This window comes from Aeromonas sp. R4-1 (assembly GCF_040908325.1).
Lineage (GTDB): Bacteria > Pseudomonadota > Gammaproteobacteria > Enterobacterales > Aeromonadaceae > Aeromonas > Aeromonas veronii.
This window is the reverse complement of sequence record NZ_JBFODM010000099.1, coordinates 25520-46226: the sequence shown is the minus strand read 5'-3', so window position 1 is coordinate 46226 and position 20707 is coordinate 25520. Positions and strand designations below refer to the sequence as shown.

19 protein-coding genes are annotated in these 20707 nt (G+C 59.2%); 12 read left to right on the top strand and 7 right to left on the bottom strand.

Annotated elements, in window-relative coordinates; translation table 11 throughout:
* Positions 1–3: 3 nt before the first annotated feature.
* On the bottom strand, positions 4–417 hold the full coding sequence (locus AB5Y90_RS19630; protein ID WP_307896445.1) for a hypothetical protein: 414 nt from the start codon (positions 415–417) through the stop codon (positions 4–6).
* 84 nt (positions 418–501) lie between these two features.
* Between AB5Y90_RS19630 and AB5Y90_RS19625 the strand changes: the two genes are divergently transcribed.
* Positions 502–669 carry a hypothetical protein gene (locus AB5Y90_RS19625; RefSeq protein WP_307896446.1) on the top strand — a complete coding sequence of 56 codons (168 nt, stop codon included), beginning with the start codon at positions 502–504 and terminating at the stop codon, positions 667–669.
* Positions 670–738: 69 nt separating this feature from the next.
* Here the strand turns inward: AB5Y90_RS19625 and AB5Y90_RS19620 are convergent, their stop codons facing one another.
* Positions 739–1881 (bottom strand): IS4 family transposase, encoded by a 1143-nt coding sequence (locus AB5Y90_RS19620; RefSeq protein WP_270664355.1) that lies wholly within the window; start codon positions 1879–1881, stop codon positions 739–741.
* Between the two features lie 312 nt (positions 1882–2193).
* Between AB5Y90_RS19620 and ytfQ the strand changes: the two genes are divergently transcribed.
* The 5 genes from ytfQ to fabV all read left to right on the top strand — a co-directional run bounded on the left by ytfQ (position 2194) and on the right by fabV (position 8540).
* Positions 2194–3153, top strand: coding sequence for a galactofuranose ABC transporter, galactofuranose-binding protein YtfQ (gene ytfQ / locus AB5Y90_RS19615; RefSeq protein ID WP_042655967.1), 960 nt, complete (start codon positions 2194–2196; stop codon positions 3151–3153).
* An 89-nt stretch (positions 3154–3242) separates the two neighbouring features.
* On the top strand, positions 3243–4751 hold the full coding sequence (locus tag AB5Y90_RS19610) for a sugar ABC transporter ATP-binding protein (RefSeq protein ID WP_307896447.1): 1509 nt from the start codon (positions 3243–3245) through the stop codon (positions 4749–4751).
* 1 nt (position 4752) lies between these two features.
* Entirely contained in the window at positions 4753–5775 is a 1023-nt protein-coding gene (gene ytfT, locus AB5Y90_RS19605) for a galactofuranose ABC transporter, ATP-binding protein YtfT (RefSeq protein WP_307896448.1), read from the top strand.
* Complete coding sequence (gene yjfF / locus AB5Y90_RS19600) at positions 5768–6778, top strand: galactofuranose ABC transporter, permease protein YjfF (RefSeq protein ID WP_307896449.1); 1011 nt, start codon at positions 5768–5770, stop codon at positions 6776–6778. The genes ytfT and yjfF overlap by 8 nt, the downstream gene beginning before the upstream one ends.
* A gap of 568 nt (positions 6779–7346) precedes the next feature.
* Positions 7347–8540 carry an enoyl-ACP reductase FabV gene (fabV, locus tag AB5Y90_RS19595; RefSeq protein WP_005344170.1) on the top strand — a complete coding sequence of 398 codons (1194 nt, stop codon included), beginning with the start codon at positions 7347–7349 and terminating at the stop codon, positions 8538–8540.
* Positions 8541–8589: 49 nt separating this feature from the next.
* On the opposite strand, the gene AB5Y90_RS19590 is transcribed toward fabV, so the two are convergent.
* Complete coding sequence (locus tag AB5Y90_RS19590; RefSeq protein ID WP_307896450.1) at positions 8590–9918, bottom strand: IS4 family transposase; 1329 nt, start codon at positions 9916–9918, stop codon at positions 8590–8592.
* 222 nt (positions 9919–10140) lie between these two features.
* Between AB5Y90_RS19590 and AB5Y90_RS19585 the strand changes: the two genes are divergently transcribed.
* A complete protein-coding gene (locus AB5Y90_RS19585) occupies positions 10141–11616 on the top strand; it encodes a YfcC family protein (RefSeq protein WP_307896451.1) in 1476 nt (491 codons plus the stop codon).
* A gap of 63 nt (positions 11617–11679) precedes the next feature.
* On the opposite strand, the gene AB5Y90_RS19580 is transcribed toward AB5Y90_RS19585, so the two are convergent.
* Positions 11680–12894 carry a pyridoxal phosphate-dependent aminotransferase gene (locus tag AB5Y90_RS19580; RefSeq protein ID WP_182937855.1) on the bottom strand — a complete coding sequence of 405 codons (1215 nt, stop codon included), beginning with the start codon at positions 12892–12894 and terminating at the stop codon, positions 11680–11682.
* A gap of 381 nt (positions 12895–13275) precedes the next feature.
* Between AB5Y90_RS19580 and AB5Y90_RS19575 the strand changes: the two genes are divergently transcribed.
* Complete coding sequence (locus AB5Y90_RS19575) at positions 13276–13488, top strand: DUF1653 domain-containing protein (RefSeq protein ID WP_234601702.1); 213 nt, start codon at positions 13276–13278, stop codon at positions 13486–13488.
* Positions 13489–13757: 269 nt separating this feature from the next.
* Positions 13758–14447, top strand: coding sequence for an aquaporin Z (gene aqpZ, locus AB5Y90_RS19570; RefSeq protein ID WP_042656004.1), 690 nt, complete (start codon positions 13758–13760; stop codon positions 14445–14447).
* A gap of 91 nt (positions 14448–14538) precedes the next feature.
* Here the strand turns inward: aqpZ and AB5Y90_RS19565 are convergent, their stop codons facing one another.
* The gene (locus AB5Y90_RS19565) at positions 14539–15276 is read right to left on the bottom strand and encodes a lytic transglycosylase domain-containing protein (protein ID WP_307896830.1); all 738 of its coding nucleotides are present in this window, start codon (positions 15274–15276) and stop codon (positions 14539–14541) included.
* 340 nt (positions 15277–15616) lie between these two features.
* Here AB5Y90_RS19565 and AB5Y90_RS19560 point away from each other — a divergent pair, with 340 nt between their 5' ends.
* Positions 15617–16057 carry a GNAT family N-acetyltransferase gene (locus tag AB5Y90_RS19560; protein WP_182939771.1) on the top strand — a complete coding sequence of 147 codons (441 nt, stop codon included), beginning with the start codon at positions 15617–15619 and terminating at the stop codon, positions 16055–16057.
* A gap of 5 nt (positions 16058–16062) precedes the next feature.
* Here the strand turns inward: AB5Y90_RS19560 and AB5Y90_RS19555 are convergent, their stop codons facing one another.
* Positions 16063–16605: a DUF1439 domain-containing protein gene (locus AB5Y90_RS19555; RefSeq protein ID WP_307896452.1), complete on the bottom strand. Its 543-nt coding sequence runs from the start codon at positions 16603–16605 to the stop codon at positions 16063–16065.
* Between the two features lie 97 nt (positions 16606–16702).
* On the opposite strand from AB5Y90_RS19555, the gene cls reads away from it, so the two are divergent.
* Both cls and AB5Y90_RS19545 read left to right on the top strand, forming a co-directional pair.
* On the top strand, positions 16703–18184 hold the full coding sequence (cls, locus tag AB5Y90_RS19550) for a cardiolipin synthase (protein WP_042057989.1): 1482 nt from the start codon (positions 16703–16705) through the stop codon (positions 18182–18184).
* Positions 18185–18290: 106 nt separating this feature from the next.
* A complete protein-coding gene (locus tag AB5Y90_RS19545; protein WP_307896453.1) occupies positions 18291–19553 on the top strand; it encodes a DUF945 family protein in 1263 nt (420 codons plus the stop codon).
* A gap of 79 nt (positions 19554–19632) precedes the next feature.
* Here the strand turns inward: AB5Y90_RS19545 and purU are convergent, their stop codons facing one another.
* Positions 19633–20469 (bottom strand): formyltetrahydrofolate deformylase, encoded by an 837-nt coding sequence (purU, locus tag AB5Y90_RS19540; protein WP_042655976.1) that lies wholly within the window; start codon positions 20467–20469, stop codon positions 19633–19635.
* Between the last annotated feature and the right edge of the window lie 238 nt (positions 20470–20707).

The following is a 20707-nucleotide window of genomic DNA, read 5'->3' as shown; positions in this document are numbered from 1 at the left end:
CGATCAGGGGATCAGGATCCACTCTCGTCTGACCCCGTTGTATACCGAGCTCAGGCCATATCGTTGCCAGATGTCGGCCATGGCATCGTCGAATACCCCCAGCGTGAGGGCGGCGCGCAGGCGTTTCACAGTGCTGGGTGGCAGTTGCGGGTGACAGGCCAGCCAGCGTTCGACCCGGGCCAGCACCATCACCCGCTGGACCGGTTTCCCTTGGACGGGGGCGCTCACCAGCTCGGGGAGTACGTCACTGATCAGTAGATCGAAGCGACCCGCCTGCAGCATGGCGATACCCTGGCCAGCCTTGGGCAGCAGTTCGTAGCGGATCGCCGCATTGTCGAGGAGCTCTCTCAGCTCGGCCACATCGATGGCACCAATGCGATAGTTGCGTAGCGCCTCGATATTGCTCAGTGGTTTCACTGTACCCTGCCGGGCATAAACTGCCAGGGTGATCGGAGCAATACGTGCTACATAGCGGAGGGTTTCGGCATTTTCGGCGGAAAAGTGCACGGCAAGCCCGCAGCTGTTTGGCTCGGTCGTCACTATCTTGAGCAGGCGGCGCATCGGCTTGGCCTGAAAGTGGATCTTGATATCCTGCTGCTGCGCCAGACGGGCAAAGGCATCGACATAGGGGCCGCTCAGCCCCTCTTTGCTGACCTGAATGAAGGGTGAATCGCCCCCTATTGGGCATACATCTGGATACCGGCTCTGAACCTTACTGATCCCCTCATTTTTTGAGACTCAAATAATTCCAAATGTGCGGGTATATAACCGATGCTGCTTCAGGTAATAGGTGAATTTTTCCATCAGTAAGCGAGCGTAGGCCTCTTTCATCTTGGGGAGTAATTGGTAGTAAATGACGCCCTGTCGAAAGAACGAATAGGTCCGCGTTTTGCTCGTGTTGACCTTGATGGTTCTCTCCAGACCTGCACTGTCACCCGCCTTGCCCAACAGGGTTAACAGCACTATCGCCAGCGCACTGAACAGAAACAGACGGTCGCGGCGAGCCGTGTTACTGATGCGCACCTCTCCCATTCCCATGCCAAATTTGTAGTCCTTGATGTCACGAAAACTGGTCTCGATACCCCAGCGTTGACCGTAGAGTTGCAATGCCTTGGCAGCGCTCAAATCGACCCGATTGCTGGCTAAAAACCAGGGCTCTTTCATGTCGCTCTTTTGACAGCAATACACCCGCTCTACCCGTTGCCGTTGATTGGTGAGCTCGACCTCTTTGAGTGTGCGAGTCCGCCCGGTGGGGGTCAGCCAGTCACTGGCTGGCACCTGCTCCATACCTGGGTAGCCAACCAGGATATTTCCTTTAAAACGAATGACATAAGCAAAATCCAGCTCTTGTTCCAAACGCTCAAACAACTCCATGTAGCCAAAGCCTCGGTCGGCGACCACAGTGACAAAAATCCCTTCTGGCAAGGTCTGTTTAAGCTTGGTCAGCAGCTCTTTCTCATGAGCATTGCGCTGGCCTTTGAGTCGCGATTTCTGGTGGGTCTTCCACAGAAGCGGAGTGCTGCGGCCATGGCTGGTTTGCAGGCTGATAACCAAGGTGCTGTGGTCATCCGTATCAAACTCGGTCCAGTCCATGGAGACGACGATCTCGGTGCGCTCGGCTACCACATAAGGAACCCAGTCATCAAACAGGCTCCAGACGCTGAGCTTGGTGTTGGTCAGTAAACGGTCGACCTGTTTGACAGCATGCTTTCGCTCAAGGCCATTGGCAAGCGAGAGGCCATTGCCGATGGCATGGATGGCCAACGACCCTGACTCGATAACTCCGAGAGTGGCATTGGCCAGTGACAAGGCGCGCTTGGCATGCATGTCGTGGCCGAATATGTCATCAATGTGGTTAAGGATCATTTCGTGATTGAACATGGAGGGCTATCGCTCGGTATTTGGCGGTCAATACCGGCGATCATACCCCTGAAAGCCGCGCCACGACTCGCCCATATGAGGGGATGGTTGAGGCTCTGAACACAATATTTGCTGAAATAAATATGCAGATAAATCAACGCAGCCCTTGCCTGATATATGAACTTGTCTGCTGTTTGTATGAAGCATCATGCTGCTGAAAATTTTCTGTGAGCCATCTCCCGTCGTTAAACCCAAGAGCCTATACGCTTGACCCGTACCATTAAACCAGAGTCGCTTTGGTTTATTTCACCATGCATCACAAAGGAGTGTCACATGTATAAAAAAGTGAAACTGGCGGGCATTATCAGCACCCTTATTCTCTCTGCCTCTGCATATTCTGCCGAGATGACGGTGGGCTTCTCCCAGATAGGTTCTGAATCCGGCTGGCGGGCGGCGGAAACCTCGGTCGCCAAGAGCGAAGCACAAAAACGCGGCATCACCCTGAAGATTGCCGATGCCCAGCAGAAACAGGAGAACCAGATCAAGGCCATTCGCTCCTTCATTGCCCAGGGCGTCGATGCCATCTTTATTGCCCCCGTGGTACAGACCGGCTGGGATCCGGTATTGCAGGAGGCAAAAGAGGCAGAGATCCCGGTGTTCCTGCTGGATCGCAATATCACGGTGAAAGATGACGCCCTCTTCATGACGGGGGTCGCCGCAGACAGCGTCCACGAAGGGGCCGTGGCGGCCCAGTGGCTCATCAAGCAGCAGGATGGCAAGGCCTGCAATGTGGTGGAATTGCAGGGCACCGTGGGGGCCAGCGTGGCGCTGGATCGCAAGAAAGGCTTCCTCGATACGGTCGCGGCCGTGCCCACCATCAAGATCATCCGCACCCAGTCAGGGGACTTTACCCGCAGCAAGGGCAAGGAGGTGATGGAGAGCTTCATCAAGGCGGAGAATAACGGCAAGAATATTTGCGCCGTCTACGCCCACAACGACGACATGGCCATCGGTGCCATTCAGGCTATTAAAGAAGCTGGGCTGAAACCGGGCACGGATATTAAGATCATCTCCATCGATGGCGTGCCGGATATTTTCAAGGCGATGATGGCAGGTGAAGCCAATGCCTCGGTGGAATTGACGCCGAATATGGCAGGCCCCGCCTTCGATGCCCTGCTGGCTTATAAAAAGGACGGCACCCAGCCCCCCAAACTTATCAAGACGGAGTCTATTCTGTTCGAGCCAGAGAGTGCCCAGGCCCAGCTAGAGCTGAAAAAAGACATGGGTTACTAATGCCGCTCGCCCTCTGAGCCAGCCTGTTAAATAACACGCCATATCGGCAACGTTGCGATATGGCGCGTTATATCGGAGAGCCTATTTTCATGTCACAGAACAATCAGGATGTCCTGTTGAACGCCCGCGGGATCTGCAAGACCTTTCCCGGGGTGCGTGCCTTGCATCAGGTGGACTTTTCCCTGCGTCGGGGAGAGATCATGGCGCTGCTCGGCGAGAACGGTGCCGGCAAATCCACCCTGGTCAAGACCCTCACCGGCGTCTATCAGCCCGACGGGGGCCGTATCGAACTCGATGGCATCCCCATCTCCCCGACAGATACCGCCCATGCCCAGCGCCTGGGGATAGGCACCGTCTATCAGGAGGTCAACCTGCTGCCGAACATGTCGGTGGCCGACAACCTCTTCATCGGCCACGAACCCCGCCGCTTCGGCCTCATCGATCGAGCCGCCATGACCCGGCAGGCCCAGGCCATCATGGCAGGATACGGCTTCGAGATGGATGTCACCCTGCCCCTGGGTCACCATTCGGTCGCCATGCAGCAGATAGTGGCCATTGCCCGGGCCATCTCCCTGTCCGCCAGGATCCTGATCCTTGATGAACCGACCGCGAGTCTGGATGCCAGCGAGGTGCAGATGCTCTTCTCCCTGATGGGGAACCTGAGGAACCAGGGGGTGAGCCTGATCTTTATCACCCATTTTCTCGATCAGGTCTACGCCATTAGTGATCGCATCACAGTGCTGCGCAACGGCGAGCTGGTCGGAACTCGCGATACCGCCGCGCTACCGCAACTGGATCTGGTCAAGATGATGCTGGGGCGCGAGCTGGACGACAACGCCCTCAAGCGGGCGGGCAAGACGCTGCGCAGCAATCAGCCCATGGTGTCGTTCAGGGACTATGGCAAGCGCGGGGTCATAGCCCCGTTCAGTCTCGACGTCATGCCAGGGGAGATAGTGGGTCTCGCCGGCCTGCTCGGGTCGGGTCGCACCGAAACCGCCGAGCTGATGTTCGGTATAGTGGCAAGGGATGGCGGCGAGTGTCGGGTGCGGGGCAAAACGGTGACCATCCGCTCCGCACGACAGGCCGCCGCCAATGGCTTTGGCTTTTGCCCGGAGGACCGCAAGAACGCCGGCATCATCGCCTCGGCCTCGGTGCGCGAGAACATGGTACTTGCCCTGCAAGCCCAGCGGGGCTGGCTGCGCCCTCTGCCCCGCAAGGAGCAGGACGAGATCGCCGCTCGCCTTATCGAGCAGCTGGCCATCAAGACCCCGGGGCCGGAGCAGCCCATCCAGTTCCTGTCAGGGGGGAACCAGCAGAAGGTGTTGCTGGCCCGCTGGCTGCTGACCAAGCCGCAGTTCCTGATCCTGGACGAGCCAACCCGGGGCATTGATGTGGGAGCACACGCCGAGATCATCCGGCTCATCGAATCACTCTGCGCCAACGGGCTGGCCCTGCTGGTCATCTCCTCGGAGCTCGAAGAGCTGGTGGGTTATGCCGATCGGGTGATCGTCCTGCGCGACAGAAAACAGGTGGCAGAACTTGCGACGGACGCCCTCAGCGTGCCTGCCATCATGAACGCCATTGCATGTGAGGCCTGATATGACGTCATCCACTATTCCCCTTCCTGGCGGGCCAGCACGCCCCCGCAGAGCGCTGCCCACGGGCACGGCCCAATGCGGGGCCCTGCTCTGCGTGCTGCTCATCAACGCCATGGTTGCCGATAACTTCTTCGCCATCCATATTCAGGATGGCCGGCTGTTTGGCAGCCTGATCGACATCCTCAACCGCTGCGCCCCTGTGGCCCTGCTCGCTCTCGGCATGACCCTGGTGATCGCCACCGGCGGTATCGACTTGTCGGTCGGCGCCGTGATGGCCATCAGCGGGGCCACCATGGCCAGTCTGGCCACTGGCGGTCACAGCCTGCCGGTCATTCTCGCCTCCGTCATCGGAGTGGGCTTGCTGTGCGGCCTCTGGAACGGCTTGCTGGTGGCGGTGTTCAAGATCCAGCCCATCGTCGCGACCCTGATCCTCATGGTGGCGGGCCGGGGCATCGCCCAGCTCATCACCGAGGGACAGATCATCACCTTCAACAACGAGGCCCTGGCCTGGATCGGCAGCGGCGCGCTCTTCTATCTGCCCACCCCCGTCATCATCACCCTGGGGATGGCACTGCTGCTCTGGCTGCTGACCAAGCGCACCGCCCTCGGCCTCTTCATCGAGGCGGTGGGGATCAACATCAGGGCCGCCAAGAACGCCGGGCTCAACACCCCCATGGTGGTGATCGCCACCTACCTGCTGAGCGGTATGATGGCCGCCGTCGCCGGCATGATAGTCGCCGCCGACATCCGCGGTGCCGACGCCAACAACGCCGGGCTCTGGCTGGAGATGGACGCCATCCTGGCGGTGGTGATAGGGGGCACCTCCCTGATGGGCGGGCGCTTCAACCTCGCCCTCTCCCTGGTCGGCATCTTGATCATCCAGGGGGTGAACACCGGGATCCTGCTCTCCGGCTACCAGCCCCAATGGAACCAGATCGTCAAGGCCATGGTGGTGCTGGCGGTGCTGGTCATGCAGTCGCCAGCCCTTAACCACCTGTTCCAGCGAGGGAGTCGCCATGTTTAAACGCAACCTGCCCCTGACGGTGACCGTCATGGTCTTCGTGCTGGGCTATCTGCTCTGCCTGGCCTCCTTCCCGGCCTTCATGTCCACCCGCATCATCTGCAACATACTGACGGACAACGCCTTCCTTGGCATAGTCGCGGTGGGCATGACCTTCGTCATCCTCTCGGGGGGCATAGATCTGTCGGTGGGGGCCGTCATCGCCTTCACCGGCGTGCTGCTGGCCAAGCTAATCGGGGATCTGGGGGTCAGCCCCATGCTGGCCATCCCCCTGGTGCTGGTGCTGGGAGCAGGCTTCGGCGCCCTCATGGGCTGGCTCATCGACACCCTGAAGATCCCCGCCTTCATCATCACCCTGGCGGGGATGTTTTTCCTGCGGGGGGCCAGCTTCCTCATTTCGGAGCAGTCCCTGCCCATCGATCACCCCACCTTCACCTACCTGTCGAGCCTGTCGTGGAAGGTGCCGGGGGGCGGGCGCCTCAGCCTGCTGGCCCTCATCATGCTGGCGGTGGTGGTGTTTGGCATCCTGCTCGCCAACCGCACCCGCTTTGGCAACAACGTCTATGCCATCGGTGGCAACGCCACCTCGGCGGCCCTGATGGGGATCTCGGTGCGTCACACCACCATCCGCATCTACCTGCTCTCCACCACCTTGGCGACCCTGGCCGGCATCGTGTTCGCGCTCTACACCTCGGCGGGCTACCCGCTCGCCGCCGTCGGGGTGGAACTCGATGCCATCGCCGCCGTGGTGATCGGCGGCACCCTGTTGAGCGGCGGGGTGGGCACCGTGTTTGGCTCCCTGTTCGGGGTGCTGATCCAGGGCTTGATCCAGACCTACATCAACTTCGACGGCACCCTCAGCTCCTGGTGGACCAAGATCATCATAGGTCTGCTGCTGTTTTGCTTCATCGGCCTGCAGCGCCTGCTGATCCTGGTCTCGGAACACCGCAAGGCCAACAAGCCCACTCCCTTCAAGCGCCAGGTTGCCGCCATCCCCCTTGAGTGACACCCCCACCGGGCCCGCCATACGCGGGCCCGGTGGCATGCCAGCAGGACGCATTGCGCCGACCTCACGCCGCTTGGTTCAGAACCACAGACCAAGGAGCCGGGGTTATCCGACAACGCCTCAAACAACGGGCATACAGACAATGGTCAGACACCATGGTGACATTGCAGACGAATGCCAACTGCCAAGAGAAGAAAACAGGATCACAGCAAGGCGAAGAGGAAACGAAAAGCGCAAGAGAGATAATGCGGGGCAGATGGCAGTCAGACCCAGGGGGGCACCGAAGTGGCTTCTACGCGTGGCTGAAACAGCCTAAATCGCCACGACAGAGAAGGACAAACGACTGACCGGATTGTTCTTCAAGCAATCCTGTGAATTCGCTGCCATCAAGTTTGATAAACTACTGGGTCGGTAGCTTTTCATTTTCCCCGTAAGCCTTTTTCATTTTCGGCGGCGGGCTACAGGATGCCCATTTTTGCCGCCGTTCAACACATCAGAGCACCTTATCGCGGCAAGATGAGGTATCTTATGCCCCGATTTCATCCATTAAACGGATCCGAGACTCCATATGATCATCAAACCCAAGGTTCGCGGCTTTATCTGCACCACCACTCATCCGGTCGGTTGTGAAGCCAATGTTCGTCGCCAGATTGCTTATACCAAAGCCAAGGGCACCATCGAGAATGGTCCCAAGAAGGTGCTGGTGATCGGCGCTTCCACCGGTTATGGCCTGGCCTCCCGGATTGCGGCTGCCTTCGGTAGCGGCGCCGCCACCCTCGGCGTCTTCTTTGAAAAAGCGGGCACCGAGTCCAAGACCGGTACCGCTGGCTGGTACAACTCCGCCGCCTTCGACAAGGCCGCCAAAGAGGCGGGCCTCTACGCCAAGAGCGTCAACGGCGATGCCTTCTCCAACGAGTGCCGTGCCAAGGTGATCGAGCTTATCAAGCAGGATCTGGGTCAAATCGATCTGGTGGTCTACTCCCTGGCCTCTCCGGTGCGCAAGATGCCGGACACCGGCGAAGTGGTGCGCTCTGCCCTCAAACCGATCGGTGAGGTCTACACCACCACCGCCATCGACACCAACAAGGATCAGATCATCACCGCCACCGTCGAGCCGGCGAACGAGGAAGAGATCCAGAACACCATCACAGTGATGGGCGGTCAGGACTGGGAGCTGTGGATGGCGGCCCTGCGTGATGCAGGCGTGCTGGCCGACGGCGCCAAGTCGGTGGCTTACTCCTACATCGGTACCGATCTGACCTGGCCAATCTACTGGCACGGTACTCTGGGCCGCGCCAAGGAAGATCTGGACCGCGCCGCTGCCGCCATCCGTGGCGACCTGGCTGCCAAGGGCGGCACCGCTCACGTGGCCGTGCTGAAATCCGTGGTGACCCAGGCCTCTTCCGCCATTCCGGTGATGCCGCTTTATATCTCCATGGCCTTCAAGATCATGAAGGAGAAGGGGATTCACGAGGGCTGCATGGAGCAGGTGGATCGCATGATGCGCACCCGTCTCTACGCGTCCGACATGGCGCTGGACGAGCAGGCCCGCATCCGCATGGATGACTGGGAACTGCGCGAAGACGTGCAGCAGACCTGCCGCGACCTGTGGCCGTCCATCACCAGCGAGAACCTCTCCGAGTTGACTGACTACACCGGCTACAAGCAGGAGTTCCTGCGCCTGTTCGGTTTCGGTCTGGACGAGGTCGATTACGATGCGGATGTGAATCCGGATGTGAAATTCGACGTGGTCGAGCTCTGAATCTGACTCAAGTGAAAACAGGGCCCTGCGGGGCCCTAATGCCAGTCAGTTAAGCCTGACTGGCATTGTTTTTATTGGCTTTTTTCACACTATACCTCTGTGGCCTTGGCTTCACGCAGCGGGGGTAACTTCGCTCCCTTCGTTCCGGCAGCACAAACTGTCCCGCCTGTTTCTCCAGGTCAGCTACCCGCTTCGGGATAGTTCCCGGTGACAGGTACGGCATGCAGCTCAGTTCATGGATAAGATAGACCGACGCCATGTGAAAACTCAGCTGGCTGGCCGTGTATCCCTTCAGGCTCGCCGCCATCTTCACCATCTGGCTGCGCAGCAGGTTGTACGCCAGCAGCACGCCCCATAGCTCTTGCCGTATTCCCGCCGCCTTTTTGCTGCGCAGGGTCAATCGGTGTTGTTGCAGGCTGTGCTTCATCTCCCGATAGCCCAACTCGATTTCCCAGCGGTGGCTGTAGAGTTCGACAATGTCGGCGCCCGGGAAACGCATCGGGTCTACCATCGAGGTCAGCACTTGGCGCTCCTTGCCGTTGATAGTGCGAGTCAGCAAGCGGGCTTCCACCGTGTCCGGTAGTTGCGGCCACTTCTTCCTCGCCTGTGGACTGGTATTGAGATGCACCAACACATCCTGACGCCCCAGCTTGCGCACCACCTCGTATTGCGTGCCCTTTTTGAGTGGCAGCAGCCAGTGGCGCTCGCAGCCGGTGGTTTGCCAGGCATGGAGCAAGCCAAGCGAATAGAACCCCTTGTCGAACAGGGTCAGCGAGTGGTCTGGCGTGCGTTCGATAAGCTGCTCGGCCAGCACCATCTCGTTGACGGCGCAGCTTTCCATGACGGCTTGCGTGAGCAGATGGTTGGTGAGTTCCATCTGGCAGAGCATCCGTACCTGCGGATAGGCAGTCTCCCCATGCTGGGTGCCGGGTTTGGCAAAGGCGGCGGCATTGTCCGGGGTATCGGGGGTACGCCACATCACGCCATCGACGGCGAGCAGTTGCAGCCCGGCCCAGCCGGGGTGATTGGCCTGCTGGTGCCAGCGCGAGGCGGTCTCGTGAAACAGCCGTTCGATACTCTTGTCCCCGAGCTTTTGGCGGGCTTGCAGGAAGGCGCTGGGGGCAACAAAGGGACGGTCACCGGGCAACAGGATATCGAGCTGATTGACCAGCTGGGTCATGGGGACGTGGCGGAAGATGGCCATGCCGATGATGGCCCAGACTAGGCGCTCCATGGGCATGCGGCGACGGCGCAGGGTAGCGACGCCCTCTTCGCCGAGCAGCGTCATGATGAGCTCGGAGGGAATGAGGTCAGAGAGTGACTCAAACTGAGCGGCATTGCTGGCGTGGAGGAAGTCGAGAGCCTGTACGATACGCATAAAAAATCCGAAACCAATCAATAGGTTTCGGATTTTTACACATCAGGAGGATCGGTCAATGGATCCTTAACTGATCGGCATTACCCTGCGGGGCCCTGTTTTTTTGGCAAACATTCCGCTAATTAGCGGAATTTTATTATCAGCGATCACCTTTTTCCCATATCAAACCCGCTAGTCTTGCGCTGATCGGATCACAGACGGCATTGCCGAGGAACGGAAGCTATGACCACTCCAAACGAGGCGCCCAAGAAGCGCCAACTCCCCACAGTCTATACCCTGCTTTTCATCATCATCGCCCTGATGGCTGCCCTCACCTGGGTGCTGCCAGCGGGCAAATATGACTACGTCACCGCCAAGACACAGCAGCCGGTGGCGGCAGCGGCCGTGGCCGATTACAGCGGCGACGAGCGGCTGTTGCCGGTGCCCGGCAGCTACACCGAGTTGCCCTCTCATCCGCAAGGGGTGTTCGAGGTGCTCAAGGCGCCGATCCAGGGCTTTCACAAGGCGGCCGACGTTGCACTGTTCGTGCTCATCATCGGCGGCTTTCTGGCGGTGACCATGCAAAGCGGGGCGCTCGATGCCGGGGTGGGGGCTATAGTGCGTGCCTTCGCCGGGCGTGAGCGGCTGCTGATCCCGGTGCTGATCGCACTCTTTGCCCTCGGCGGCTCTACGTTCGGCATGGCGGAGGAGACGGTGGCCTTCTGGGCACTGATCGTGCCGGTGATGATGGCGGCGGGCTTCGATCGCATGGTGGCGGCGGGGATCATTCTGCTCGGCTCCGGGGTCGGGGTACTTGCCTCCACCGTCAACCCGTTTGCCACCGGCATCGCCTCCGGTTTTGCCGGTATCCCCATCGGTGAGGGGATTGGCCTGCGGGTCATCCAGTGGCTGCTGCTGGTGATCTTTGCCTCCTGGTTCGTGATGCGTTATGCCAAGCAGGTGCAGCAGGACAAATCCCGCTCCGTGCTGGCCGACATCACCTATGACGACGAGTTCTCCCAGATGAAGAGCGGCAACCTCGCCTTCACCGGCAAGCAAAAGCTCACCATGCTGGTCTTCTTCGGCACCTTCCTGCTGATGATCTATGCGGTGGTGCCCTGGTCGGATTTGGGGATCGATGTGCTGCCCACCTTTGGCTGGTGGTTTGACGAGCTCTCCACCCTGTTCTTCAGCGCCTCCATCCTGATTGCGCTGATCAACCGGATGCCGGAATCCAACTATGTGGCGACCTTCCTCAACGGAGCGCGGGATCTGATCGGGGTGGCGCTGGTAGTGGCGGTGGCGCGCGGCATCTATGTGGTGATGGAGCAGGGCGTCATCATCGACACCATTTTGCACTGGGCCGAAGGGCTGGTGACCGGACTCTCCTCGTCTGTGTTCATCCTGATGGCCTATCTGGTGCACATCATCCTGAGCTTCTTCATCCCCTCCACCTCGGGGCTGGCGACTGTCTCCATGCCGCTGATGGGGCCGTTGGCGGACTTCTCCGGCATCTCACGGGATCTGGTGATCACTGCCTATCAGTCCGCTTCCGGCTGGATCAACCTGTTCGCCCCTACCGCCGCTCATCTGGTGGCCGGTCTGGCGCTCGCCAAGATCCCCTACGATCGCTTCGTGCGCTGGGTGCTGCCCTTTATCATCGGTGTAGCCCTCATCACCATGGCGGTGCTGGTGGCCGGTGCCCTGCTGCATGGCTGATGGCACGGATAAAACCACAGATAACAAAAAGGCTCCGTAAGGAGCCTTTTTCATTGGCTTTGTTTACTGCTTGTAGCCTTTGAGGAAGCGGGCGAGGCGACCGATGGCATCCTCCAGCTCCTCTTCGCGAGGCAGGAACACCAGCCGGAAGTGATCCGGTGCCGGCCAGTTGAAGCCGGTGCCCTGTACCAGCAGCAGCTTCTCTTGCTGCAGCAGGTCGAACACCATCTTCTGGTCGTCGCGAATGTCATACACCTTGGGGTCGAGGCGCGGGAACATATAGAGCGCCCCCCTTGGTTTGACGCAGGAGACCCCGGGGATCTCGTTCAAGAGCTCCCATGCCTTGTCCCGCTGGCGGCGCAGGCGGCCGCCCGGCAGGATCAGCTCGTTGATGCTCTGATAGCCGCCAAGGGCGGTCTGGATGGCGTGCTGCATCGGCACGTTGGCACACAGCCGCATGGAGGCCAGCATCTCCAGCCCTTCAATGTAACCACGGGCACGGCCTTTGGGGCCTGTGATGACCATCCAGCCCTGACGGAAGCCGCAGGCACGGTAGGCCTTGGAGAGGCCGTTGAAGGTCACCACCATCACATCGTCACACAGGGTGCAGACGCTGGTGTGGGAGATGTCGTCGTAGAGGATCTTGTCGTAGATCTCGTCGGCGAAAATGATGAGGTTGTGCTGGCGGGCGATCTCGATCACCTCCAGCAGGAACTCGCTGCCGTAGACGGCGCCGGTGGGGTTGTTGGGGTTGATCAGCACCAGGCCGCGAGTGCGCGGGGTGATGCGGGCGCGGATGTCGTCGAGATCCGGATACCAGTCAGCCCCTTCGTCGCAGCGGTAGTGCACCGCATGGCCACCGGAGAGGGTGACGGCTGCAGTCCACAGCGGGTAGTCGGGGGAGGGCACCAGCATCTCGTCGCCGTTGTTGAGCAGCGCCTGCATCGCCATCACGATCAGTTCGCTGGCGCCATTGCCGATGTAGATGTCGTCGATATCGACCTTGCGCATCCCTTTTTGCTGGTAGTACTGCATCACCGCTTTACGGGCAGAAAACAGCCCCTTGGAGTCGCAGTAGCCCTGGCTCAGCGGCATGTTGAGGATCACATCCTTGATGATCTCTTCCGGCGCATCGAAACCGAACGGGGCAGGGTTGCCGATGTTGAGCTTGAGAATGCGGTGGCCTTCGTCTTCGAGACGGCGGGCTTCTTTGTGCACCGGGCCGCGGATGTCATAGCAGACATCGTCGAGCTTGTGCGACTTGTCGATAGTGAACATGGTGACTGTGATTCCTTCCCCATGGGGACGCGTTGGCGAAAAAGGCGATTTTTAGTATCAAATTTCTTTTCCCCTATTCTTCACAGAATTGAATGCTAGAACAATCTTCTTTTTAGTAGAATTCCCTGATTTTTAGCCCTAAAACAGGGTTGCTGAAACGTTAAATTCAGCACGATCGTTTGTGTGAACCGAGGTTCACCAGTGAAAGATGAGGGGCGGATTAACAAAGCTACCCGACTGTGTTGAAATATTCGCATCCAATGGCACGATTGGCTTGTGTAAAAAATCGTCTTCGTCCCCCTTTTCGATGAGTTGAATGACACCAACGGTGTCATCGTTATGTGATCCGCTCATCGGTGTCTATTCCTGCGAGGTTTTCCCATGCATGCACCCGTTCCCGGCCGCTATCGCCACTTCAAGGGGGGTTACTATCAAGTGCTTGCCCTAGCCCTGCACACAGAAACCCAGGAGCAGCTGGTGATCTATCAATCCGAGCAGGATGGTCAGGTCTATGCCCGCCCTGTCGCCATGTTCATGGAGTGGATTGAGCATCAGGGGCAGGTTGTCAGCCGCTTTACACCGGTAGGGAACTGACCACGCCTCCGTTTTGATCGTTCAACAGATAAGCAGTCGAGCGAAACGGTGTCACAAGTTGTCGCATGACGCCCTTGGGCATGCGGCGTGCCGCCAGCAGCCTTAATGATAAATCTCTTATCTAATCAATAAATTGTGATGAATATCACATTCAGTGAGCCTTGTCGGCAGGGTTCGCAATCTGGACTCCCACTCCCATAATGCTGCGCTTGTTCAAGCATGGGCCCTTCCCGGGTCTGTTCGGTGTTACCTCAAATGGGAGAAATAATGTGAAACCTGTTGCTGCCGAGTTTATGGGCACTTTCTGGCTGGTATTGGGCGGGTGCGGCAGTGCCGTGCTGGCTGCAGCCTTCCCTCACGTCGGAATTGGTCTGTTGGGGGTCTCGCTGGCCTTCGGTCTGACCGTGCTGACCATGGCGTTTGCCATTGGTCATATCTCCGGTTGCCACCTCAATCCGGCCGTCACCGTCGGTCTGTGGGCGGGTGGTCGTTTTCCGGCATCCGGTGTGCTGCCTTACATCGTGGCGCAAGTGCTGGGTGGCATTGCCGCCGCTGCGGTGCTCTACGTGATTGCCAGCGGTCAGGCCGGGTTTGATCTCTCTGCCGGTTTTGCCTCCAACGGCTACGGTGAGCACTCTCCGGGTGGTTACAGCCTGACCGCAGCACTGGTGTGCGAAATGGTGATGACCGGTTTCTTCCTGTTCGTCATCATGGGCGCCACCGATAGCCGCGCGCCTGCCGGTTTTGCCCCGATCGCCATCGGTTTGTGCCTGACCTTGATCCACCTCGTCAGCATTCCGGTGACCAATACCTCGGTCAACCCGGCCCGCAGTACCGGCGTTGCGCTGTTTGTCGGTGACTGGGCGGTCAGCCAGCTGTGGCTGTTCTGGGTTGCCCCGATTGTCGGTGCCATTCTGGGTGCGCTGGCTTATCGCCTGGTGGCGACTGAGCAGAAGTAATCATTGGCGAAACAACGTGTGGTATCGACACGCCTGCGGGCGTGTTTTTTGTTTCTGGAGGGGGGAAAGAGAGAATGGGCCGGGCCGAGCGTCACAGCCCTTTGGCCTGCAGCATCTCCTTGTAGCGCAGGTGGAGCAGCTGGACGCGCTCCACATAGGCGCGAGTTTCCGCATAGGGCGGGATGCCGCCATGTTTTTGTACGGCGCCAGCCCCGGCGTTGTAGGCCGCGGTCGCCAGTGCCACGTTGCCGTCATACTGCTTGAGCAGTCCCGCCAGATATTTCACCCCGCCGAAGATATTCTGCTCCGCCAGCAGGGCATTGCCGACTCCCAGTTCCCGCGCCGTGGCGGGCATCAGCTGGGTCAGGCCCATCGCACCTTTGCGGGAGACCGCCAGCGGGTTGAAGGCGGATTCCGCATGGATCAGCGCCCGGATCAGCGCAGGCTCAACCTGATAGGTTTTGGCGGCGGCCTTGATGGTGCTGGCATAGTCATAGAGAAACAGCCCGGTGGTCTGCCAATTGACATTGGATTTGGGATCGCAGGCGAAGCAGTCGTTGAACAGCAGCAGCTCGTAATGGCCCTGTTCTGGCGCCATGTCGGAGTAGCGTACCACCCCGTTTTGCTGCACCGATTTATAGACCTGGATCTGCTTGTTGCCGCCAGCGGCGGTTGCCGCCGTTTGAGTTGCCCCGGTTTGCGGGGCGGGCGCGGCCTCATTGACCGGACGCAGGGGGGAGGGGGCTGCAGTCAGGAAGACCACCTCCGCAGGCGGGGGAGTCTGGCTCCATCCACTCAGGGGGATCAACAACATAGGGCCTACCAGCATCCATGCTTTCAACCGTAATACTCCTTTCTGTGATGACCATGTTGAGTAAAGCATCATGACGAGGGCAGAACAAGCGGCGAGCAGGGGGCAAATGACCCGATTCGGTGACCGGGATCAAAGTATCCACCGCAATAAAGGGTTGTCATCGTGAAGCCATGCGTTGGCAGTCAGGCCCTGGGTCATGGTCTCTTCCACCGGGTCAGCAACGTCGCCATGACGTCTGCTTTTTTGTTGACGAAAGGCATGCTATCGTGCTGGCGTCAGCTGGTCGGATTAGATCACCGTATCTGACACTAATAATTGATTACCAAAGGATTTGTCTGTGACAAGCAAGCTGGCGATGGAACTCACCTTCGAAGAGTACTGCGACGCCGACCTCTCCCTTATCAGGGACTATTACGAAACGACGTTTTCCCACTATGTGCCGGACCTGGCCGAGCGGATCTTTGTCGTGCGTGATGCTCACTGGTTGGTGGGGGCAGTGCGGTTGCGGGACGAGGAGGAGTTTTACCATCTGTGCGGCTTTCGCCTGTTGCCTCACTACCAGTCGCTGGGACTGGGGTCACGGCTGTTGCAGCACGCTTGCCACGGTCTGGCGGACAAACCGGTGGTCTGTCAGGCGCTCCCGTTCGAGAAGCCCTTCTATCTCAAGGCCGGTTTTGCCGATATGCCCCTCAACCAATTGAGCGGGTCGCTCTTCTCCCTCTACGAGCGGCAGCAGCAGCAGGGTTATCAGGTGGAGCTGCTGGTACGGGATACCAGCCAGCCCCTCCTGAATTGAGTGATTTAGCGGGGGTTGGTCAACAGGTGGATCTTGCCCGGTGACAGCTCCAGCCCCAGCAGATTTTCCTTCAGCCAGGCCTGATCCGGATCCTTGTCATTGAGTTTGTAGACCGGCTTGGTCTCGAGCCGTTTCTCCATGCTCTGCAGCAGCATGCTGAGCATCAGCCCGAACTTCTTCTCGGCCGCTTCCGGCTCCAGCTTGTACTCCACCAGCTTCATGTTATCGAGAAACAGTGCGCTCTGGGCCTTGTCATAGCGGGGCCTCGCCTCATAGGTCATCTGCAGGCGGGCATCATATTCGGTATTGTCGGGCAGGGCGATTTTGAGCTTGCCCTTGCCATAGACCCGGGCGGTATCGGGGCGTTGGCGACCGATCTGGACATCGCTCTGCTCAAGCCTCATATGAGCCTTGATGATGCCCGGCAGCTCCAGCTGTTTGTCGACTTGCACCTGAGATTGCAGGTACTGGTTTATCTGTTGCTCATTGATGTCATATGAGCCTTGGCCTAGCATGGCCAGGCTGAGCAGCATAGATTGCAGGATCATGCGTGCGACCTGATAGAATGGATTTGCCTTACAGCATACCATTGCGGCCGGTTGGGGTCTGCCCACCGTACTGTTTGTCGATGAGAAGGAGCCCCCGTTGCTCAACGGTCTGGAACATGATCTTCAACTGCTGTTTTCCCGTTTTCTGGGTTGGCTGCTACTGCTTTTTCACACAGTTATCGTCACTGGTGTGTCATTTCGGGTGGTGATGAAACGCCGTCCCATCGGGGTGTCGCTGGCCTGGCTGGCGCTGATCTACGCCATTCCGTTTGCCGGGGTGGGCTTCTATGTGCTGTTTGGTGAGATAAAGCTGGGGCGCCGCCGCGCCGAGCGCGCCCAGGCCATGTACCGTCCTTACGCCATCTGGATCCGTCAGCTGGCCCGTCTGTTCCCTCAGCACTGCTGCGAAGTGGGCGCCAAGGCGCAACCGCTGCACGATCTGATCCAGGGGCGGCTCGCCATGCCGATGCTCTCCGGCAACCGCATGACCCTGCTCAACAAGCCGGACTGGATCTTGCGCGAGATTGCGCAGGATATCCGCCGCTCGACCCTCTCCTGCTATCTGGAGTTCTACATCTGGCACCCGGGTGGCGATGCTGACGAGGTGTGCGAGGCACTGATTGAAGTGGCGCAACGCGGCGTGGATTGTCGCTTGTTGCTCGATTCGGTGGGCAGCAAACAGTTCTTCCGCTCTCACTGGCCGAAAAAGCTGCGCAAGGCGGGGGTCAAGCTGGTGGAGGTGCTGCCGGTTGGTGCATGGCGCATTGTGTTCCAGCGTCAGGATCTGCGGATGCACCGCAAGCTGGTGGTGATCGATGACAGGGTGGGTTACACCGGCTCCATGAACATGGTGGATCCCCGTTTCTTCAAGCAGGATGCCGGGGTCGGCCAGTGGGTCGATATCATGATCCGGGTGCAGGGGCCCATGGTGCCGCTGATGTGGTCGATCTTCGTCTGGGATTGGGAGATGGAGACCGGCGAGCGGCTGCTCGACAGCCTGCAACACGATCCAGAAGCCTGGCCCCAGACCAACTACCGCGCCCAGCTTATTCCGTCCGGCCCCTTCGTCGGTGGCGACTGTATTCAGCAGAGCCTGCTGCTCGCCATCTATCAGGCGCGCAGCCATCTAGTGCTGACGACCCCCTACTTTGTGCCCGACGATCCGCTGGCGGCCGCACTCAGCTCGGCGGCGGCACGCGGCGTGCAGGTGCAGCTGGTGTTGCCGGCGCGCAACGACTCCATCATGGCCAATTACGCCTGCAATGCGTTTATGGAGGAGCTGCTGGCGGCCGGAGTGGAGATCTACCGCTACGATGCCGGTCTGCTCCATACCAAGAGCGTGCTGGTGGATGACGACTTTGCGCTGGTGGGGACGGTCAATCTGGATCGGCGCAGCCTCTGGCTCAACTTCGAGGTGACCCTGCTGGTGGACAACCCCTCGTTCGTGGCCCAGATGACACGGTTGGTACAGGGCTATATGGCGGAAGCCACCCCGATGACCCTGGCCAAATGGCAGGCACGCCCCTGGTACAAGAAGGCGATGGAGAACATCTTCTATCTCTTCAGTCCCTTGCTGTGAGGTTGTGGCGAACCGCAAGAATGTTGGGGCGCCATCTGATTGCACTTGCCTCGCCCCGAGTACGCCCCTAGAGTGCAGTGACAACTCCCTGGAGACACATGGATATATGAAAAAGATAGTGGCCCTCGCCGTGGGTGCGGCACTGGTAGGTGGTGGTCTGGCTGCGTGCTGGTACACGGGCAACAGCTTTGACAACATCATGGCGGAGCAGATCGCCAAGGTGGAGCAAGAGACCGGCATCGACATGCAGTGGCAGCCGAGCAGCAGTAACCTCTTCACCCGTGACGGGATCCTGAAGATCGTGGTGACGCCGGAGGAGCTGGCTACCATCGACAGTGAACTGGAAGGCAGTCAGCCCATAGAGCTGCAACTGGTGGTCAAGAGTCGGATCCTGCCGCTCTATATCAAGAGCCACCTCCTGCTTGATACCCATAATGGCACTATGGCGCCAGTCTTTACCGCACTGGGCATGGAGCAGTGGGAACTCGGTCTGGAGTCGGTCACCAGCCTCTGGACTCAGGGCAACAGCAGCCGCTTCTGGGCCAATGAGTTCAAGGTCAAACAGGGGCTGGACGAGTTCCATTTCCTGCCGCTTTCCGGCGAGTTTCACGGCAACCTGGAGGGGAATGGCCACATCACCATGGCCTGGCAAGGGATGACGGTCCACGAAGAGCAGAGCAAGATGGACTTGGTGCTGGCCGATATGAAAGGGAGCGCCGACATTGCCGAGATCAGCGGCGTGCTCCTCTCGCCCCAGAGCGAGATGACCCTCTCGGCCCTCACGGTGCAACTGCCTGACAGCGTCAAGGTTGCCCTGCAGGGGATGACTACCGAGACCCAGCTCACTGGCGACAATGCCCAGACCCTCTCCAGCAGCTATCAGATGAAGATTGCCAAGCTGGATCTGGAGAATGAGACCGACACCCTGGCGGTCACCGACAGCAAGCTGGCACTCAACCTCAACGGTCTGGATCTGGAAGGGTATCAGGGGTTGCAGGCCGCCGGTGGCAAGGGGGTTGAAGATGCCGCCATCCAGCAGGCGCTGGACAAGATGCTCAAACGTGGCGCGACCCTGGAGCTGGCCGATCTCAGCGCCAGGCTCAACGGTGAGGCGGTGACCATGAAGGGGGATGTGAAGCTGGCATCGACCTCGCTGGAGCAACTGTTCAACAGCGACGCGGGGATGCAGGCTCTCAGCGGTGTGCTGCATGCCAACTTCAGCGACAAGCTGGGCAAGGCGGTGCCGCAATTGGCCCCCATGCTCGATCAGCTGACCCTGATGGGTTATCTGAAGGCCGACAAGCAAGCGCTGACTTCCGAGCTGAAGCTGGAGAAGGGCGCCGTGACGGTGAACGATCTGCCGCTCTGATATTTGATGCAGAAACAACAACGGCTCCCGCGGGAGCCGTTGTTGTTTCTGGCGTTTGCATTCGGACCGCGTGGGCGGATTACTTGAAGACCACCGTCTTGTTGCCGTAGACGAACACCCGTTCGTTCAGCACCAGCTCCAGCGCGCGGCTCAGCACCGATTTTTCGACATCCCGGCCCGCTTTGGCCATGTCGTCCGCACTGAAGGCGTGACCGACGTGGATCACGTCCTGTTCGACGATGGGGCCCTCATCCAGATCGTCGGTCACGAAGTGGGCGGTAGCACCGATCAGCTTGACCCCGCGATCGAACGCCTGCCGGTAGGGGCGGGCACCGATGAAGGCGGGCAGGAAGGAGTGGTGGATGTTGAGGATCTTGCGCGGATAGGCCTCGACGAAGCTCGGGGTCAGCACCCGCATGTACTTGGCCAGGATCACATAGTCAGGCTCATAGCTGTCGATAATGGCGCGTACCTGCTCTTCATGCTCGGTACGGCTCAACTCGTCGTGGCTGACGGTGTGGAACGGAATATTGAACTTGCCGGTGAGCTCGGCCAGGGTGTCGTAGTTGCCGATCACCGCGACGATATCCATATCCAGCGCGCCCGCATAGTTCTTCATCAGAATATCGCCGAGGCAATGGGTCTCCTTGGTCACCAGAATGACAATGCGCTTCTTGCCCGCCTTGACCAGACGACGCTGGGCACCGGTGGGCAGGGCATCGTCCAGATCCGCCAGCAGGGTCTCGTCATTAAAGCGCCCCTCCAGCTCGGTCCGCATAAAGAAGCGGCCATTCTCATGATCCACAAACTCATCGTTCTTGATGATGTTGAGCTGGTGCTTGTAGCAGATGTTGGTGATCTTGGCGATGAGCCCTTTGGCATCCGGGCAATCCGTGAGCAGTATTTTCTTTTCCATCTCTGTCATTTTCCGTTTGTGGTGTTGGCGCTGCTGTCTGCGCAGGCAGCGTTGTTCAGGCTCTTTTTCGGGCACTGTTTTTTGTTTCGGGAACTATGCCATAAACCGATCCGCGCCATAAAGAAATTCGCCAGTCACGGCCTCTCGCGCAGGCGAGCGGGCCGCAGAGCGCGATCCCGGGCGCAATGTTGAAACGCTTTTCAGCCAGCGGGGGATTTTGGCTGGTATCTGCAACCGT

Bases quoted from the DNA above. Each gene is read 5' to 3' on its own strand.
- AB5Y90_RS19620 (WP_270664355.1), bottom strand. From the start codon at position 1,881: ATGTTCAATCACGAAATGATCCTTAACCACATTGATGACATATTCGGC.
- AB5Y90_RS19560 (WP_182939771.1), top strand. From the start codon at position 15,617: ATGGAACTCACCTTCGAAGAGTACTGCGACGCCGACCTCTCCCTTATC.
- AB5Y90_RS19545 (WP_307896453.1), top strand. From the start codon at position 18,291: ATGAAAAAGATAGTGGCCCTCGCCGTGGGTGCGGCACTGGTAGGTGGT.
- AB5Y90_RS19580 (WP_182937855.1), bottom strand. From the start codon at position 12,894: ATGTTCACTATCGACAAGTCGCACAAGCTCGACGATGTCTGCTATGAC.
- fabV (WP_005344170.1), top strand. From the start codon at position 7,347: ATGATCATCAAACCCAAGGTTCGCGGCTTTATCTGCACCACCACTCAT.
- AB5Y90_RS19575 (WP_234601702.1), top strand. From the start codon at position 13,276: ATGCATGCACCCGTTCCCGGCCGCTATCGCCACTTCAAGGGGGGTTAC.
- AB5Y90_RS19555 (WP_307896452.1), bottom strand. From the start codon at position 16,605: ATGATCCTGCAATCTATGCTGCTCAGCCTGGCCATGCTAGGCCAAGGC.
- purU (WP_042655976.1), bottom strand. From the start codon at position 20,469: ATGGAAAAGAAAATACTGCTCACGGATTGCCCGGATGCCAAAGGGCTC.
- ytfQ (WP_042655967.1), top strand. From the start codon at position 2,194: ATGTATAAAAAAGTGAAACTGGCGGGCATTATCAGCACCCTTATTCTC.
- AB5Y90_RS19610 (WP_307896447.1), top strand. From the start codon at position 3,243: ATGTCACAGAACAATCAGGATGTCCTGTTGAACGCCCGCGGGATCTGC.
- yjfF (WP_307896449.1), top strand. From the start codon at position 5,768: ATGTTTAAACGCAACCTGCCCCTGACGGTGACCGTCATGGTCTTCGTG.
- AB5Y90_RS19565 (WP_307896830.1), bottom strand. From the start codon at position 15,276: ATGCTGGTAGGCCCTATGTTGTTGATCCCCCTGAGTGGATGGAGCCAG.
- AB5Y90_RS19585 (WP_307896451.1), top strand. From the start codon at position 10,141: ATGACCACTCCAAACGAGGCGCCCAAGAAGCGCCAACTCCCCACAGTC.
- ytfT (WP_307896448.1), top strand. From the start codon at position 4,753: ATGACGTCATCCACTATTCCCCTTCCTGGCGGGCCAGCACGCCCCCGC.
- AB5Y90_RS19590 (WP_307896450.1), bottom strand. From the start codon at position 9,918: ATGCGTATCGTACAGGCTCTCGACTTCCTCCACGCCAGCAATGCCGCT.